We start from the raw sequence: 15,274 nt of genomic DNA, 5'->3' as shown, positions 1-15,274 counted from the left end.
TCAGATGAAACTGCAGGATTTCAAATCTAAATTTCTGAGGAGTTGGGTTCAATTTGTTTTGATCAATGAAAAAGGCCATCTGTTGGAAACCTGCAATACATTGTTCAGTTTTCCGGATTCCCCCGGAAATTTGTTTGATGAAATCCCGTTTCTGGAAAGTATCAGTGAACTGCTTGCTGACCTTAAGCCAGGGGAGGAGATAAGCTTTCCGTGTATTAATGTGGATCTTTCGGGTTTCAGTGGGTTTTGTGACTATGTTTTTTACAAAATCAATTACGATGGAAAAGCGGCCACGCTATGGATACTGATGAATTTCACGGATCATTATAAAAATTTAATGGGTCTTCAGCAGCAGAGAAACGAATCTGTCATCCAAAAAGAGCTGCTCGAAGTTGAAAAAAAAATGCTATTCTGGCAGGAGCGTTGCTCAGGTATAAAAACGAAGAGTTAAAAAGGGTACAAAAGCTTAAAACCGATTTTTTTTCTAAGATAAGTCATGAGGTAAGGACGCCCATCAATGGTATACTGGGCCTATCGAAATTACTCCGGGAACAGGACGATCCCCAGGTGATTCGTGAATATGCAGGAATTATTTATGAAACATCCAAACACTTATCGAGCATTGTTAATGATGTACTGGATTTGTCCAAAATCGAATCGAATAAAATGGCATTCGCGAAGACAAACTTTAATGTCAGATCCATAGTTGATGCGGCGATATCTGCTTTTGTATACCTCGGCAGGGAAAAAGGTATCGAGGTCATCTCCGCTGTTGCAAAAAGTGTTCCCGGCATTTTGACAGGTGATCCGGTAAGACTTTCCCAGGTATTATATAATTTATTAAATAACAGTTTCAAGTTTACAGACCAGGGGCAGATATCCCTCGATGTCTCTGTGCATTCGGAAAAGGGCAAAACAGTTGCCATTCAGTTCGAGGTGAAAGATACCGGGATTGGCATATCCGAAAAAAACATTAAAAAGATTTTTGAACCCTACCGACAGGCCCCTTCAGGTACCGGCAGAGATTATGGCGGCACAGGCCTGGAGTTACACATTGTACAACAATTAATTGAACAACAAAACGGATCCATCCGGGTTTCAAGCCAACCTGGCATCGGGACAACCATAACATTTATTTTGCCTTTTGCTTTTCCGGACCCTACCCCGGTTGCCAGGGAGAAAAAACATGTGATAGTTACTAAAAAACTGAACATACTTGTTGGTGAAGACAATCCCTTAAACCAGATAATATTGAAAGAGTTTATAAAAAAATGGGATTTTGATTCTGAAATAGTAGAAAATGGACACGAAATAATTAAGAGACTCGGTGATGCTCACTATGATCTGATTATCCTCGATTACAAAATGCCGGAGATGGATGGGCTTCAGACTTTACAACACATTAGTTCAGCATTTGGTCAGAAGGTTAACACCATACCGGTGATCTTGTTTACAGGTGAACTTCAGGAAGCTATATTGAATGAATTCAACCATCTCGGTGTGAAATCGGTGCTCCATAAACCTATTGAGCCGGAATCTTTACTTGAAGCAATAAAAAACATTTTCGGAGAACCGGATTTAGCCTGTGGCTTTAATCTGGCCTATGCCGTTGAAATGACCGGTGGAAACCGAAAACTGATCCATGATATGATTGACATATTCATTCATACAATGCCGGAAGAGCTGGAAAAAATGAGAAACCTGGCAGTGGCGATGGACTGTGAAACCTTAAAAAAGACCGCCCATAAAATAAAACCCAATTTTCACTATATGGGGATTGGAGAAGCGGAAGGTGTTTTTGAATTACTGGAAAATGAGTTGGAAACCACCAAAAATAGCAAGCAAATGGTGATTACGATCAATGCACTACAACTTATTGTGGAATGCGCCATTCAAAAATTGAAGGTTGAGCAGCGGAACTGGGTGAATTAAAGGTTTAAAAAAGGACTTGAATTTGATAGATAATAGATATTTACTGATTAAATTAAGGTGATCACAAATCACCGAACCCTGTAATGAAACAAAATAATACATCGAAAGAAACCAATTGCATACATAGCAAATTTCGGGACAAAGACGCTTTAGGAAGCATCAATACCCCCATACACGCTTCTTCATCTTATGACTACCGGACACCTGCGGAAACAGTGTATCCGAGGTATTATAATACGGTCAACCAAAAGGAAATTGTGCAGAAACTCTGCGCGCTGGAGGAAGGGGAAGACGGGTTGCTTTTTGCTTCCGGTATGGCAGCCATCAGTGGCACCTTGTTTGCTTTACTGAAGGCAGGGGATCATGTTGTTTTTGCTTCTCAGTTGTATGGTGGTACGTTTAATTTGATTAAATCCGAGTTCCCAAAATTTGACTTGGGTTTTTCCTTTGTAAGCGGAAATAATGCCAGAGATTTTGAGACTGCGATACAACCTAATACAAGGATTATCTACATAGAAACGCCTTCTAACCCCTTACTAGATATAATTGACATACAAGTTGTCGCAGCGGTGGCAAAGAGGCATAACTTATTGACTGTCATTGACAATACATTTGCATCACCGGTAAATCAGAATCCTTTGGCACTGGGTATGGATGTGGTAATTCACAGTGGCACCAAGTATCTCGGAGGCCATAGTGATCTTTGCTTTGGTGCTGTAATTACTTCGGCTGAAATCGCAGAAGTATTGTACAAGAGTGCTATCAACTTCGGAGGCAGCATTAATGCCATGGATAGTTATCTCATTGAACGCAGTCTGAAGACCCTCGCGGTAAGAGTGCAACGCCAAAATGAAAATGCCGGATTACTGGCGGAGTTTTTGTCCGCGCATGAGATGATCGGTAAGGTTTACTATCCCGGACTGAAAGCCCATCCGGGGCATGAAATCGCTAGCCGGCAAATGCGGGGTTTTGGCGGAATGCTGGCTTTTGAGCTGAAAATTACTGATGGTCAGGCTGTGGACTGTTTTTTAAACGGACTTTCTCTCATTCAACCGGCAATAAGCCTGGGGGGTGTAGAAACAATCATCTGCTCTCCGGCCCGTACCTCACACATAAAAATGAGCCGGGAACAGCGAATGGAGATGGGGGTGACAGATAGTCTGTTGCGGCTATCGACCGGGATTGAAAAGGCAGAAGACCTGACCGGCGACCTGGACTTTGCCCTTAACCTGGTGAAGCAACAAGCAGGAAACAATATTCCGGCCTGACCAGGATTAACCGGATGTTCTGCCACAGCATAAATTTTTCACTAACCATACATTTATGATGAAAAAGGTAATGAACTGCATCGCCGTAGATGACGATCTGCTGTCACTAAAAATTCTCGAAGGTCTGATCGCCAAAACGGATCTGTTGCATTTTATGGGCTCCTTTGGTAACGCTGTCGAAGTGGCCAATTTGACAAGGAAAGAAGACATCGACCTTATATTCCTCGACGTGGAAATGCCCGAGATGACGGGGCTGGAGCTCATTAAAATTCTGGACAAAAAACCACAAATTATCATCGTAAGCAGCAAAAAAAAATATGCTCTGGATTCTTACAATTATGATGTAGTTGACTATCTGCTCAAACCCGTGAAGAATTATGCCAGGTTTCTGCAAGCTGTTCAGAAAGCATACAAAAACTTTCAGCAATTGATCACTAAAGAGGCTGATGACTATATCTTTATCAAGGTAGACTCCCTCTTATTGAATTTTAATTTTAACGATATTCTTTGGGTGGAGGCTTACGGTGATTACGTGAAAATACACACTGATGCAAAAATATATACCGTATATTCTACCCTGAAAACGATGGAAAAAAAATTGCCGAAAGATGAGTTCTTCCGTGTTCACCGTTCTTATATTGTACGTGTAGATAAAATTAAGAACGTAGATCAAAGCAATTTGCAAATTAAAAACAAAGTCATCCCCATCAGCAATACATACCGTCAATCCTTTTTTGAAAGGATTAATACCTTATGATCATCGCCGGATACCGTTGAATTGCATCCATCGGTACACGCTAAATGCCAAAAAATGCAGAGATATTTTATCCGTCCGGCATTTCCCCCGAAACAACGAGGAAGGCTTCCAGCTCATCTATAATCTCAGGATCATTCCCTCTTTTATAATAAATTAGAGCATGTTTTAATCTTAAGTGCAGATGCTATGCTAGGAAATGATGATGCTATGTTAAGAAATAATGATGCTATGTTAAGAAATGGTGATACGTCAAAAAAAGCGGCGATTCTAATTGTTGAAGATAACGAAATTGATTTCCAGATTGCGGAGATTATGCTCAAAAAGGTTCTCGGCAACATAATCATCGATTGGTGCCAAAATGGTGAGGAAGCTTTTTCCTATTTGTATGATTTGAAATCTGGCTTGCCTGATCTTATTTTACTGGATATCGACATGCCGATTATGAATGGAAAAGAGTTTCTCAAACTTAGATCCCGGAACAATTCTTTCAGAAATATCCCGGTAATCGTGTTAAGCTCTTCCGTTTGGGACAATGAAAAGGAAGAATGCTTGAAACTGGGTGCTATTAACTTTATCGAAAAACCACTCGGCGTCGATGCCATCAACAACACCGTGAAACTATACACCTTTATACGCACAAACACAGATACTAATTGACAGTTGACAATTTACAATTGACAATTATCTACCATGAATCACCTATGTCTATTCCCTGCTTGGAACCATCGACTATTAATTGACAGTTGACAATTTACAATTGACAATTATCTACCGTCAATCACCTACGTCCATTCCCTGCTTGCAACTATCCCCTACTAATTGTCAATTGTCAATTATCAATCACCTCAAACACATGCTCCAAAACTTCCCCATACTGATCTACCAGAGTAAGCTTATGCATGCCAGGATCGGGTTGTAGAGAAATTTGGTGAGACCTTACCGTCTGCGCCAGAAACTTTTCATTGAGATGCCAGAATATTTTGGTATTTGAGCGTTCATGCGCTACTTCAAACACCACCGAACCGGGATTACCGTCCAGTTCACGCGGTATGAAAAATCTGGCCTTTTTCCCCGGGTATATAATTTTCATAGAGCCCTGGCCCATTGTCAGGCCTTTGCAGTCTTCGCGGAAAGGGGGAAGGCTTTTGTAGCGGGCACTTTTAGACCGGTAATAATAAGCCTGAACAGGTGGCAGGATCAGCCAGGGTTCACTTACAATGTTTTGGATCTTTTCACATTGGCTGTTAACACGAAATTTTTTCGTAGCATCCAAATGTACCAGTCGGTGATAGGGACAGGTGCTAGTGAGCAGGCCTTTTTTGGGTCTGTAAATCGTATCTACGACCGGACAAAATTTGTTATTCCGGTACCCTGATTCGCGGCAAACGGGAATTTTTAACAGATCACTTTTTGGAACCGGAAACCATTTGGAACCAGGTAGCTGGTCAAAAACATCAAATAAGATCGGCCCGGCCGTATTGATTCCGGTTAATCCGGGACGCCCTTCTCCGTCAGCGTTACCCACCCAAATGCCAACCACATACGCCGGTGTAATTCCTATGGCCCACCCATCACGTAATCCAAAGCTGGTGCCGGTTTTCCAGGCTATTTTTTGTGATGAGTCATAGTACCGCCAGGACGCATCTTCGGCAGGGCGGTAGACATCGAGCATTGCCTGGAAAGTCAGCCAAATGGCTGCAGCACTAAATTGACTATGTGACTGATTACCTGTTTTACGGCTTTCCTGAAGGGCTTGCAAATCATATACAGGCATATGGAGGTCCTGATCATTATACCGTTGGGGTTCAGGATATTTAAAAAAATTGTTTAAAGTACGCGCCATGTTGGCATACAAACCACAAATTTCCCAAAGGCTACCTTCAGCACCTCCCAAAATCAGGGATAAGCCGTAATGGCTGGACGGAAAAGTCAGGCTGGACATACCATAGTTTTTCAGCAAATAATGGAACTTTTCTACCCCATAATCCTTTAACATGTGAACAGCGGGTATATTAAGCGATCTGGAGAGTGCCTTATCGGCATGCACAGCACCATCGTAGGTTTTGGAAAAATTTTTTGGTGCAAACCCTTGAATGAAAGTGGGAATATCGGGCAACAGGGTTTTGGGAAGTATCAAACCCTCTTCAAGCATCGATGCATAAAGAAAAGGTTTAAGAATACTTCCCGTGCTGCGGGGTGCGCTGATTATGTCGACTTGTTCAGCATGCCCATCATCGTTTCCGTCACCAACATTTCCAAGGTAGGCCAGCACCTCTCCGGTGCTTACCGAGAGTGCTATTAAAGCGGCGTTGTGTATTTCATTGCCCTTCAGGCTTTGATGATGGAAGTTCAGTATTTTAAAAAATTTATTCTGAAAGTTACTATCGATGGTGGTTTTGATTTTTTGTCCTTTCTTACCGTCTTTGATGACCTTATCCATCAGGTGATAACTTAGTCGCGGTACAGGAAAAGGCTTGCCTGGCAACGGTTCATCCACGGCCAGGGCCATGGTCATTGAGTCTATAACACGATTTCGATAAAGTTTGGTTAACAAAAAATCTCTCTTTTTTTTAAGCTGTACCTGATTTTTTCCGGGAAAGATTAAACCGGGTTGATTAGGCAAGACTGCCAGCGTCGCATGCTCTGCCCATGACAATTCATAAGGGTTTCTTCCGTAATAGCGCCAGGCGGCAGTTTCAAGACCCACGGTGTTACCGCCAAAAGGGGCATAGGTAGCGTAGAATTTCAGGATTTCATCTTTTGTGCAGGCTAGCTCCAGCCTGGTTGCCAGCAATATTTCTTTGATTTTCTCCCAAACCGTGCGCTGTTTGTTTTTTCTGCTTAACCTGATTACCTGCATGGAAATAGTACTGCCACCGCTTACAATTTCCCCGGCAGAGAGGTTTTGAGCCAGCGCACGAACAAGAGAGACCGGATTAAATCCAACGTGCCGATAGAAATATTGATCTTCAAAATATAGCAGGCACTTTTTAAAATTTTCCGGTATGGAATCCGGTGAAGGGAAGCGCCATTGGCCATCTTCTGCAATCCTGGCACTTAGTAAATGTCCGTTTCTATCTTCTATTACCGTGCACGTAGGAGCATCAAACAGGTTTTCAGGCAATGAAAAATAATAAATCACCGCCATCATCACCAGCAATGAGGTAAGGCCCGCTCTGATTACTTTTTTTCGGGCAAAAGTCTTTCTAAAGCGATTCACACTTTAAAGATAAACAAATACCGAAATGAGGCAGGGTAAAATTAAGTATTTAACCTTTTCTAACGCGATAGTTCCTCGATAAACGTAATGTATTCACGCATGGCCTCATCCGGTGACTTTCCTTTGAGCGACTCCCAGGCATTATATTTTGCGGCGGCTTTGAAATCAAAACCCCCGGGCTTTTCACCTTGTACATCACCCTCCGTAGCTTGTTTGTAAAGGGCATAAATTTTTAATAACACCTCGTTTGACGGCTTTTGGGCCAATTCTTTTGATTGTTCTACAGCTTGCTTAAACTTTTCTTCGAGACTCATAAAAGTGTGTATTGTTAATGTATATAAGTTTTTCCGCAGATTACAGCAATCAATTTAACATAACGGTCACTACTGGGTTGTTCATGATGAAAACACCTGATTCTTTGGCCAACAGTTCCCAATTTAGTTGTCTTTGCTAACAAACCCCGGCTGCACGCCTGGGGTTGTGCCACTTGATTGTATAAATGATCGTAGTTATGGTCAGTTAACAACTTACTTGCCCATATTTATCCATAAATCTGTGAATCAGACCGGCACCTTTGAAGGGTGTTATCCTGTCCTTATAAATCAACCCCTGATTTTTAGCCAGCATATAGACGATAAAACAGGTCATTGAGATATTTCATTTTCCTGCCCGACCGAGGATTTTTGGGTGCCATATGTACAAGAGCAAAGCAAGTGACCTATGCAGAATCCAAGCTACTGTATGGCTGGTTTTGATTGATTATGTTTATGCTACCTTTGGTCTAAAGGAACGTAATCACGTTCATTTTCCCCTGTATATATTTGCCTGGGTCTTCCAATAGGTTCGCGGTTTTCCCGCATTTCTTTCCACTGGGCAATCCAGCCGGGTAATCTGCCTAAGGCAAACATAACCGTAAACATATCGGTGGGTATACCCATGGACCGATATATAATACCGGAGTAGAAATCCACGTTAGGATAAAGCTTGCGCTCAATAAAATATTCATCATGAAGCGCCGCTTCCTCAAGACCTTTTGCTATCTCCAGTACCGGATCATCCACACCTAATTTTTCGAGCACCTGATCTGCGGCCTTCTTAATAATCCGTGCTCTGGGGTCGAAGTTTTTGTAAACCCTATGCCCAAAACCCATTAACCTGAAGGGATCTTCTTTGTCTTTGGCCTTATTCAGATATTTTTTGGTGTCACCTCCGTCGGCCTTGATATTTTCCAGCATTTCGATAACTGCCTGGTTGGCACCACCATGCAGTGGTCCCCACAGCGCATTGATGCCTGCTGAAATGGAGGCATACAAACTGGCTTGTGCAGATCCGACAATCCTCACTGTCGAGGTGGAGCAGTTTTGTTCGTGATCAGCATGTAATATCAATAACTTGTTCAAGGCATCGCTCACTATGGGATCGACTTCATATTTTGCTGCAGGAACGGCAAACATCATTTTAATGAAATTCGAACAATAACTTAATGAATTATCCGGATAGTTGAAAGGGTGGCCTAACTCGTTTTTATAGGCCCAGGCGGCCATGGTAGGCAGCTTTGCCAATATCCTGATAATACTTAGGTATACGCCCTGACTGGACCGGTTAGGGTCCAATGACTCGGGATAAAAAGCCGTAAGTGAACAAACCAATGATGACAATACACCCATAGGATGTGCGTTGGAAGGAAAGCCTTCCAGGATCCCTTTGATGTCCTCATGCAACATGGTATGTATTTTGACGTCATTCACAAACTTATCATAAGCCTCCCTGGTAGGTAATTCTCCGTAAATTAATAAATAAGTGACTTCCAGAAAATCCGATTTTTCAGCCAATTCTTCAATACTATATCCTCGATATCTCAGTATTCCTTTTTCACCATCCAAAAATGTAACCGCGCTGGTTGTCGAACCGGTATTTTTATAGCCCGGATCAAGCGTAATAACACCACTTTGTCCTCTTAATTTGCTTATATCCACTGCTATTTCATGTTCGGACCCTTCAATAACTGGAAGTTGGTAAGACTTGTCATCAATCTTTATTTCGGCTGAATTAGGCATATTCTATTTTATTATTTTTAGCGAATTATTTTCAAGTTTGGCGGTGAAGACACCGGCGAAATTAATTAAAAAAAGCAAGATTTTAAAACCATTGAACAAGATAAAAAGGGCATCAATTGTTGCCCAGGATCAACGGGAGCCCCCCCTCTCCACTACCTATCACGATCACTTTTGAATTGGGCGAATTGGCCAGACTGGTGGTAGCCTCGATACCCCTCATTTTTAGCAGGTTATTGGTCAGACTGTTATTGATAATATCATTGGCTTTGGCTTCTCCCTCTGCTGCAATTCTTTTTCTTTCTGCCTCACTTCTTTCTTTTTCCAGCCTGAACTGGTAAGCCAGGGCTTCCTGTTCTTGTTTTAACTTGCTCTCAATAGCCAGTTTTATTGGCTCCGGTAATATAATGGATCTGATTAATAAGGCCCTCATTGAGATATTATTGTCTTCCAGTGTTTTCTGTGTCTCACTCACGATGGTGGTCTCAACCTCGGCCCTTTTCGTGGAATAGATTTCTTCTGCAGTGTATCTGCCCATGACCTGTCTCACCGCCGAACGCACTTCGGGTACCACCAATCTTTCTACGTAAGCCTTGCCAAATACCTCGTGCAGGTATCCGATCCTTTCATATATCGGATGGAAGCGAACGGTTACGTCAACATTGATCGATAATCCGCTTTTATCCAAAACATCCATCTTTTCTTCCGCAGTGTTTTCTTTTACGTCATACCGGATCAAGTCATTCCATGGCGCCTTGTATTTGAACCCAGGCGTAATTACATTGTCCCTGTCTAACCCCCCGCCGAATTTTTTGAAGATCACAGCGCGTTCACCAGGATGTATGGTGTAAAAAATACTGGAAGAGAATCCTATGATAACAACCAGGGCTACGACAATTATTATTATAAACGGCAAAAATTTTCGATTATCCATATAACATTAAATTTTGTTGTTTTTGCGAATATACTACAAAAATTTTGTCTCTTTTTGTGATATCCCCAATTCACTCGCAAATCTTGTAGGAAAACAAAGAATTGGGCTTGTATGTTTCGGCTATTTGTGATTTAGTACGGGATTGATCCTTAGCGCTGATGCTTTATTCCTGAGCATCAGGTTGTTTGTAGGGTGTTATTGGATTGCCAATATTTTAATTCCTGTGGGATTCGTGTTGCGGGTTCCGGGTTGCAGGTTGAGGGGTTACGGGGTCGCTAATACCCACATTCCGTAATCCACACCCCGTAACCCCTCAACCTGCAACCCGCACTCCACAACTTAAGCACCCGAAGGAAACCCTTGGTTCATGCCACTGATTTTTTCATAACTCCTTACCGGGGTTGTTCAAAACCTGAGATAAAAAAACTGTTTTTTTTTAAATTAAAACTTGGGAAAATACCAAAAAAGATCGTATATTTAGATGTTACAACAATCTTTCAATATTTATTGAAATAAAAAAGAGTGGTAGAGTGGTAGAGTGGTAGAGTGGTAGAGTGGTAGAGTGGTAGAGTGGTAGAGTGGTAGAGTGGTAGAGTGGTAGAGTGGTAGAGTTTATAAGAGAAGATTGTATAGGTCAAAGCAGAGGTAATGCGCTCTTTAGCCCGGTGATTAGGGGTTATAATTTTTTTGAGTTGATGAGATGGAGATTACCTGGATTACATCATGAAGATGTTTACTTTACAAGAAGTTAGGTGATCCGTCAACATTCGTTTTAAGGTAAATAGGATATGCAATTAGTTTAGTTTTCGAATAAAAATACATGGTTGTGGACAACAATCCATGATTAGTTAGTGTTCAAAGTGAAAAGCCCTGATACCACTGGTAATTGTCATCAGGGCTTTACTTTTTTACCTTAAGTCAGCACAACGCATCAGCAGGTAGAATTTTCTGCAAAAACCGGGATAGAGCGGTAACAACAAAATAAACAACTGTCGACGCTTGCCGTTACCCGCTTCATATCAAAGCTACTTGAAAAAGCTGGCAGCCTTTTCAAATTTTTCTTTTATCTGCCGGGTACACAGGTTGCCAATACTTCCTTCATGTGTATGATTGAGCTGTTTTTGAGGCTGGTATCGATCATTGGCGATTTCATTGGCCACTGCTACATAAGCGTCCCTGAATGACAATCCATTGACTACTTTTTCGTTGACGGCCTCTACACTGTACAGGTATTTGTACCGCTCCTCCTCCATGAACCCGTCTTTAATAATTATCTGATCCAGCATAAACGCAGTGATATGTAAACATGATTTGAGGGTCTCTATCGATGGGATCAACGATTCTTTCAGTAGCTGGAGATCCCTGTGATAGCCGCTGCTCAGGTTGTTGGTAATAAACCCGATTTCGGTTGGCAGCATTTGAATTTTGTTACATTTGGCCCGCACCAACTCAAATACATCGGGATTCTTTTTATGAGGCATGATGCTGCTGCCGGTGGTTAACTGGTCGGGAAAGGTTAAAAAGCCATAATTCTGTCCCATGTATAAGCAAATGTCCATCGCTAATTTACTTAGTGTACCGGCGATGGCAGCCATGCCGGCAGCCATAGACCTTTCCACCTTTCCACGGCTCATCTGGGCGGCAACTACATTGTACTTCAGGTCTTCAAATCCTAACGCCTGCGTAGTAAAGGTACGATTCAGTGGAAAGGATGAGCCATAACCTGCTGCTGACCCCAAAGGATTTTGGTCCGCGATCCGGTAAGCCGCCTCAAGTACATACAGATCGTCTACCAAAGTTTCAGCGTAGGCTCCAAACCACAAACCAAAAGATGAAGGCATTGCTATTTGCATATGCGTATACCCAGGTATAACATGTTCTCGGTATTGCTCACTTAATTCAGTGAGCACCCCGAATAATGATTGTGTCCGGGCCACTATGTTTTTGATTTCGTCTTTGATATACAAATGCAGGGCGACCAGGACCTGGTCATTTCTTGACCTGCCCGTATGTATTTTTTTTCCGGTTTCTCCCAGTCGTTCGGTCAGCAGGTACTCCAGCTTGGAATGAACATCCTCAAAGCCCGATTCTATGATAAATCTTTCTGCTTCTATTTCCCGCAAAATGTCATTAAAAACCTCAAGCACCCGGTTTAATTCTGTTTGATCCAAAATCTTTATTTTTTCCAACATTTTTGCATGTGCCATCGAAGCCAGCACGTCATATTTTGCGATGTATGCATCCAGTTCATAGTCTTTGCCGACAGTAAACTGTTCGATTAACTTATCGGTGGAAAATCCTTTTTGCCAAAGTTTTGTCATAGTTTTTTTAATGGAGTTTATCAATATTACCCAATAGCGCATTATAAATATCGATACCGTCAGTTATTTCCCGGATAAGGACAAATTCATCTGCTGTGTGGGATCTGGCCGATTCACCGGGCCCCAGCTTGATGGATGGAATATGCAGCAGGGCCTGATCTGAAAGTGTAGGCGATCCGTAGGTTTTTAAGCCTAATTTTTTGCCAACCTTAACCACGGGATGATTTTGACTGACACCCGAGGGATTTAACCGGGTGGAACGGGGTGTTACCTGAGCGCTAATATGGCTCCTGATGATTTCGAGTGTTTCGAGATTGGAGTAGGCATCGGTGGTTCTCACGTCCACTACAAACTGGCAGCTATCCGGGATTACATTGTGCTGCGACCCGGCCTCAATCACAGTCACATTCATTTTAACAGGCCCCAGAACTTCTGAAATTTCCTCAAATTGATAGTTGCTAAACCATGCTATGTCTTTTATGGCTTTGTAAATAGCGTTTTCTCCTTCCTCCCTTGCTGCGTGGCCGGCGATGCCGTCGGTGAGGCAATCTAAAACCATCAGGCCTTTTTCTGCCACGGCTATTTCCATGGAAGTTGGTTCGCCCACTATGGCAAATGCTAAGGGTGGCAGGGTAGGGATGAGGGATTCGATGCCGTCTTTACCTGAGATTTCTTCTTCGGCAGTTGCTGCAAATACCAGGTTGTAAGGTAGATCCTGCTCATCATAAAAGTTCAGAAAGGCGGCCAGGAGCGCTACCAGACAGCCACCCGCGTCATTGCTCCCCAAACCATACAGTTTACCCGCTTCAATTACCGGCAGAAACGGATTGCGTGCATAACCGGGGTTGGGTTTCACGGTATCATGATGGGAGTTCAATAGCAATGTCGGTTTCCGGTTGTCAAAGTACTTGTTTTGTGCCCAGACATTATTTTTTTGCCGCAGGGCCCTGACACCTGATGTCTCCAGAAACCGGAAAATAATCTCTGCTGTCTGATCTTCTTCCCGGGAAATGGAAGGGGAAGCAATTAATTGTTGTAACAGGTCGATGATTATCTCGTGATCAATTTTCATGATGGATATAATACTGTTCCTCTCTCGTTGTTTAAATTCGTTGCATGTTTAATAGTGATAGATGCCACGCCGGCTCTGATGGCCTCAAAGGCGTTGTCAAGCTTGGGGATCATTCCGTCTTTAATAATCTGATCAGATTTGTATTGCTGATAGTCCTCCCAGTTGATTTCAGGTATCAGGCTTTTTTCATCATCCGGATCCAACAACACCCCGGGCTTTTCAAAACAAAAGATAAGTGATGTCTGATACAGGTTTTGCATGGCAATGGCAATGTTGGTGGCAATGGTATCTGCATTGGTATTTAGAAGCTGTCCGTTTTTATCATGGGTGATGGCACAGATGACCGGGCAGATGTCGTTTTGCAACAATGTCGCCAGGAAGTTACGGTTTACTGACTGCTCATTGAGATCTCCTGCAAAACCATAATCCACCTGTTTCACTGGCCTTTTCACGGCCTGAATAGTATTTCCATCAGCACCGGTAAGTCCAAGTGCGTTACAACGGCCGCCTTGCAACCGGGCCACCAGGTTTTTATTGATCAGGCCTGCATATACCATGGTCACAATATCCAGTGTTGGCCCGTCGGTGATTCTCCTTCCATGCCACATTTTCGGCTCTACACCCATTGCCTCTGCCGTGGAAGAGGCTTTTTTGCCACCACCATGAACCAGTATTTTTGGCCCTTTAACCTGGACAAAGTTTTTCACAAAGCTGTTCAGGCTTTGCGGGTCGTCAATGACATTTCCGCCGATTTTAATGACTTGCAACGCCTTCATGTTGTAATTCCAAAAGTTTTTTCAGCACAATTTGTGCAGCGTAAATACGATTTTCAGCCTGCTTGATCACCAGGGAATTATCAATTACCTCATCAGTGGCAATGACATTTCTTCTGACAGGCAGGCAATGCATGAACCGGCCATGGTTCGTTAATTTCATTTTATCCATGGTGATTGTCCATGCCGGATCTTCTGAAATTTTTTGCCCATAGGATTCATAGGCGGACCAGTTTTTAGCATAAACAAAATCTGCTCCGGCCAGGGCCTCCTCCTGGTTGTAATTGATGGTGACGCCACGGGTGAACTTTTCACTTAATTCATAGCCCTGAGGATGCGTTAATACTACCTCAGCATCGGTTTTCATGATCCATTCGAGGAATGAATTAACCACTGCCTGTGGTAAAGACCTGGGGTGGGGGGCCCAGCTAACAGCCACCTTTGGCCATACAATGCCCTGCTCTTTTATGGTGATCAAATCGGCCAATGATTGCAGCGGATGTAAAGTAGCCGACTCCAGGCTGATAACAGGAATGGTGGCATGGGCAATGAAGCTGGACAATACCTTTTCCTGATAATCGTCTTTCCGGTTTTTCAGCCCGGCAAAAGTACGAACTCCAAGGATATCACAATATTGGCTAATCACCTGCACGGCATCTTTGATATGCTCCTGGCTTCCCTGGTCCATCACCGCGCCGTCTTCAAATTCTATTTTCCATCCATCTTCATCGATATTAAGTGTCATGACATTCATGCCCAGGTTGTAAGCCGCTTTCTGACTGCTGAGCCTGGTCCGCAAGCTGGGATTAAAAAACAGTAAACCCAAAGTTTTTCCGCTTCCAATGGACAGGTTAACCGGCTCCTTTTTAAGGGCTATGGCCTCATTAACAAGGCTTTCGACATCATTGATGTCGCTGACAGATGTGAAGTTTTTCATAATTTC

At 42.8% G+C, this 15,274-nt stretch carries 13 protein-coding genes; 5 read left to right on the top strand and 8 right to left on the bottom strand.

What is annotated here, in order from left to right; genetic code table 11:
• Positions 1-4: 4 nt before the first annotated feature.
• The 5 genes from AC04NP_RS12530 to AC04NP_RS12510 all read left to right on the top strand — a co-directional run bounded on the left by AC04NP_RS12530 (position 5) and on the right by AC04NP_RS12510 (position 4,614).
• Positions 5-451 (top strand): hypothetical protein, encoded by a 447-nt coding sequence (locus AC04NP_RS12530; protein WP_482860097.1) that lies wholly within the window; start codon positions 5-7, stop codon positions 449-451.
• Complete coding sequence (locus AC04NP_RS12525; RefSeq protein WP_482860096.1) at positions 424-1,932, top strand: ATP-binding protein; 1,509 nt, start codon at positions 424-426, stop codon at positions 1,930-1,932. Before AC04NP_RS12530 ends, AC04NP_RS12525 begins: the two co-directional genes overlap by 28 nt.
• A gap of 83 nt (positions 1,933-2,015) precedes the next feature.
• Positions 2,016-3,200 (top strand): trans-sulfuration enzyme family protein, encoded by a 1,185-nt coding sequence (locus AC04NP_RS12520; protein ID WP_482860095.1) that lies wholly within the window; start codon positions 2,016-2,018, stop codon positions 3,198-3,200.
• 55 nt (positions 3,201-3,255) lie between these two features.
• Complete coding sequence (locus AC04NP_RS12515) at positions 3,256-3,957, top strand: LytR/AlgR family response regulator transcription factor (RefSeq protein WP_482860094.1); 702 nt, start codon at positions 3,256-3,258, stop codon at positions 3,955-3,957.
• Between the two features lie 186 nt (positions 3,958-4,143).
• Positions 4,144-4,614, top strand: a complete 471-nt coding sequence (locus AC04NP_RS12510; RefSeq protein ID WP_482860093.1) for a response regulator — start codon at positions 4,144-4,146, stop codon at positions 4,612-4,614.
• A gap of 172 nt (positions 4,615-4,786) precedes the next feature.
• Here the strand turns inward: AC04NP_RS12510 and pbpC are convergent, their stop codons facing one another.
• The 8 genes from pbpC to AC04NP_RS12470 form a co-directional block, all read right to left on the bottom strand.
• Positions 4,787-7,177: a penicillin-binding protein 1C gene (pbpC, locus tag AC04NP_RS12505; RefSeq protein WP_482860092.1), complete on the bottom strand. Its 2,391-nt coding sequence runs from the start codon at positions 7,175-7,177 to the stop codon at positions 4,787-4,789.
• A gap of 59 nt (positions 7,178-7,236) precedes the next feature.
• A complete protein-coding gene (locus AC04NP_RS12500; RefSeq protein WP_482860091.1) occupies positions 7,237-7,491 on the bottom strand; it encodes an acyl-CoA-binding protein in 255 nt (84 codons plus the stop codon).
• Positions 7,492-7,947: 456 nt separating this feature from the next.
• Positions 7,948-9,234: a citrate synthase gene (locus AC04NP_RS12495; protein WP_482860090.1), complete on the bottom strand. Its 1,287-nt coding sequence runs from the start codon at positions 9,232-9,234 to the stop codon at positions 7,948-7,950.
• A gap of 112 nt (positions 9,235-9,346) precedes the next feature.
• The gene (locus tag AC04NP_RS12490; protein WP_482860089.1) at positions 9,347-10,165 is read right to left on the bottom strand and encodes a prohibitin family protein; all 819 of its coding nucleotides are present in this window, start codon (positions 10,163-10,165) and stop codon (positions 9,347-9,349) included.
• A gap of 1,025 nt (positions 10,166-11,190) precedes the next feature.
• A complete protein-coding gene (argH, locus tag AC04NP_RS12485; protein ID WP_482860088.1) occupies positions 11,191-12,486 on the bottom strand; it encodes an argininosuccinate lyase in 1,296 nt (431 codons plus the stop codon).
• Positions 12,487-12,493: 7 nt separating this feature from the next.
• Complete coding sequence (locus AC04NP_RS12480; RefSeq protein WP_482860087.1) at positions 12,494-13,558, bottom strand: M20 family metallo-hydrolase; 1,065 nt, start codon at positions 13,556-13,558, stop codon at positions 12,494-12,496.
• Positions 13,555-14,334, bottom strand: a complete 780-nt coding sequence (gene argB / locus AC04NP_RS12475; RefSeq protein ID WP_482860086.1) for an acetylglutamate kinase — start codon at positions 14,332-14,334, stop codon at positions 13,555-13,557. Before argB ends, AC04NP_RS12480 begins: the two co-directional genes overlap by 4 nt.
• Positions 14,312-15,268, bottom strand: a complete 957-nt coding sequence (locus tag AC04NP_RS12470) for an N-acetylornithine carbamoyltransferase (RefSeq protein ID WP_482860085.1) — start codon at positions 15,266-15,268, stop codon at positions 14,312-14,314. Before AC04NP_RS12470 ends, argB begins: the two co-directional genes overlap by 23 nt.
• Positions 15,269-15,274: the final 6 nt, after the last annotated feature.

The sequence above is a fragment of the Agaribacillus sp. DX54 genome (assembly GCF_056858335.1).
This window is presented reverse-complemented; position numbering and strand designations above follow the sequence as displayed.

Excerpts from the sequence above, each read along its gene's own strand:
- AC04NP_RS12530 (WP_482860097.1), top strand. The coding sequence starts at position 5 with ATGAAACTGCAGGATTTCAAATCTAAATTTCTGAGGAGTTGGGTTCAA.
- AC04NP_RS12520 (WP_482860095.1), top strand. The coding sequence starts at position 2,016 with ATGAAACAAAATAATACATCGAAAGAAACCAATTGCATACATAGCAAA.
- AC04NP_RS12515 (WP_482860094.1), top strand. The coding sequence starts at position 3,256 with ATGATGAAAAAGGTAATGAACTGCATCGCCGTAGATGACGATCTGCTG.
- AC04NP_RS12510 (WP_482860093.1), top strand. The coding sequence starts at position 4,144 with ATGCTAGGAAATGATGATGCTATGTTAAGAAATAATGATGCTATGTTA.
- AC04NP_RS12500 (WP_482860091.1), bottom strand. The coding sequence starts at position 7,491 with ATGAGTCTCGAAGAAAAGTTTAAGCAAGCTGTAGAACAATCAAAAGAA.
- AC04NP_RS12495 (WP_482860090.1), bottom strand. The coding sequence starts at position 9,234 with ATGCCTAATTCAGCCGAAATAAAGATTGATGACAAGTCTTACCAACTT.
- AC04NP_RS12490 (WP_482860089.1), bottom strand. The coding sequence starts at position 10,165 with ATGGATAATCGAAAATTTTTGCCGTTTATAATAATAATTGTCGTAGCC.
- argH (WP_482860088.1), bottom strand. The coding sequence starts at position 12,486 with ATGACAAAACTTTGGCAAAAAGGATTTTCCACCGATAAGTTAATCGAA.
- AC04NP_RS12480 (WP_482860087.1), bottom strand. The coding sequence starts at position 13,558 with ATGAAAATTGATCACGAGATAATCATCGACCTGTTACAACAATTAATT.
- argB (WP_482860086.1), bottom strand. The coding sequence starts at position 14,334 with ATGAAGGCGTTGCAAGTCATTAAAATCGGCGGAAATGTCATTGACGAC.
- AC04NP_RS12470 (WP_482860085.1), bottom strand. The coding sequence starts at position 15,268 with ATGAAAAACTTCACATCTGTCAGCGACATCAATGATGTCGAAAGCCTT.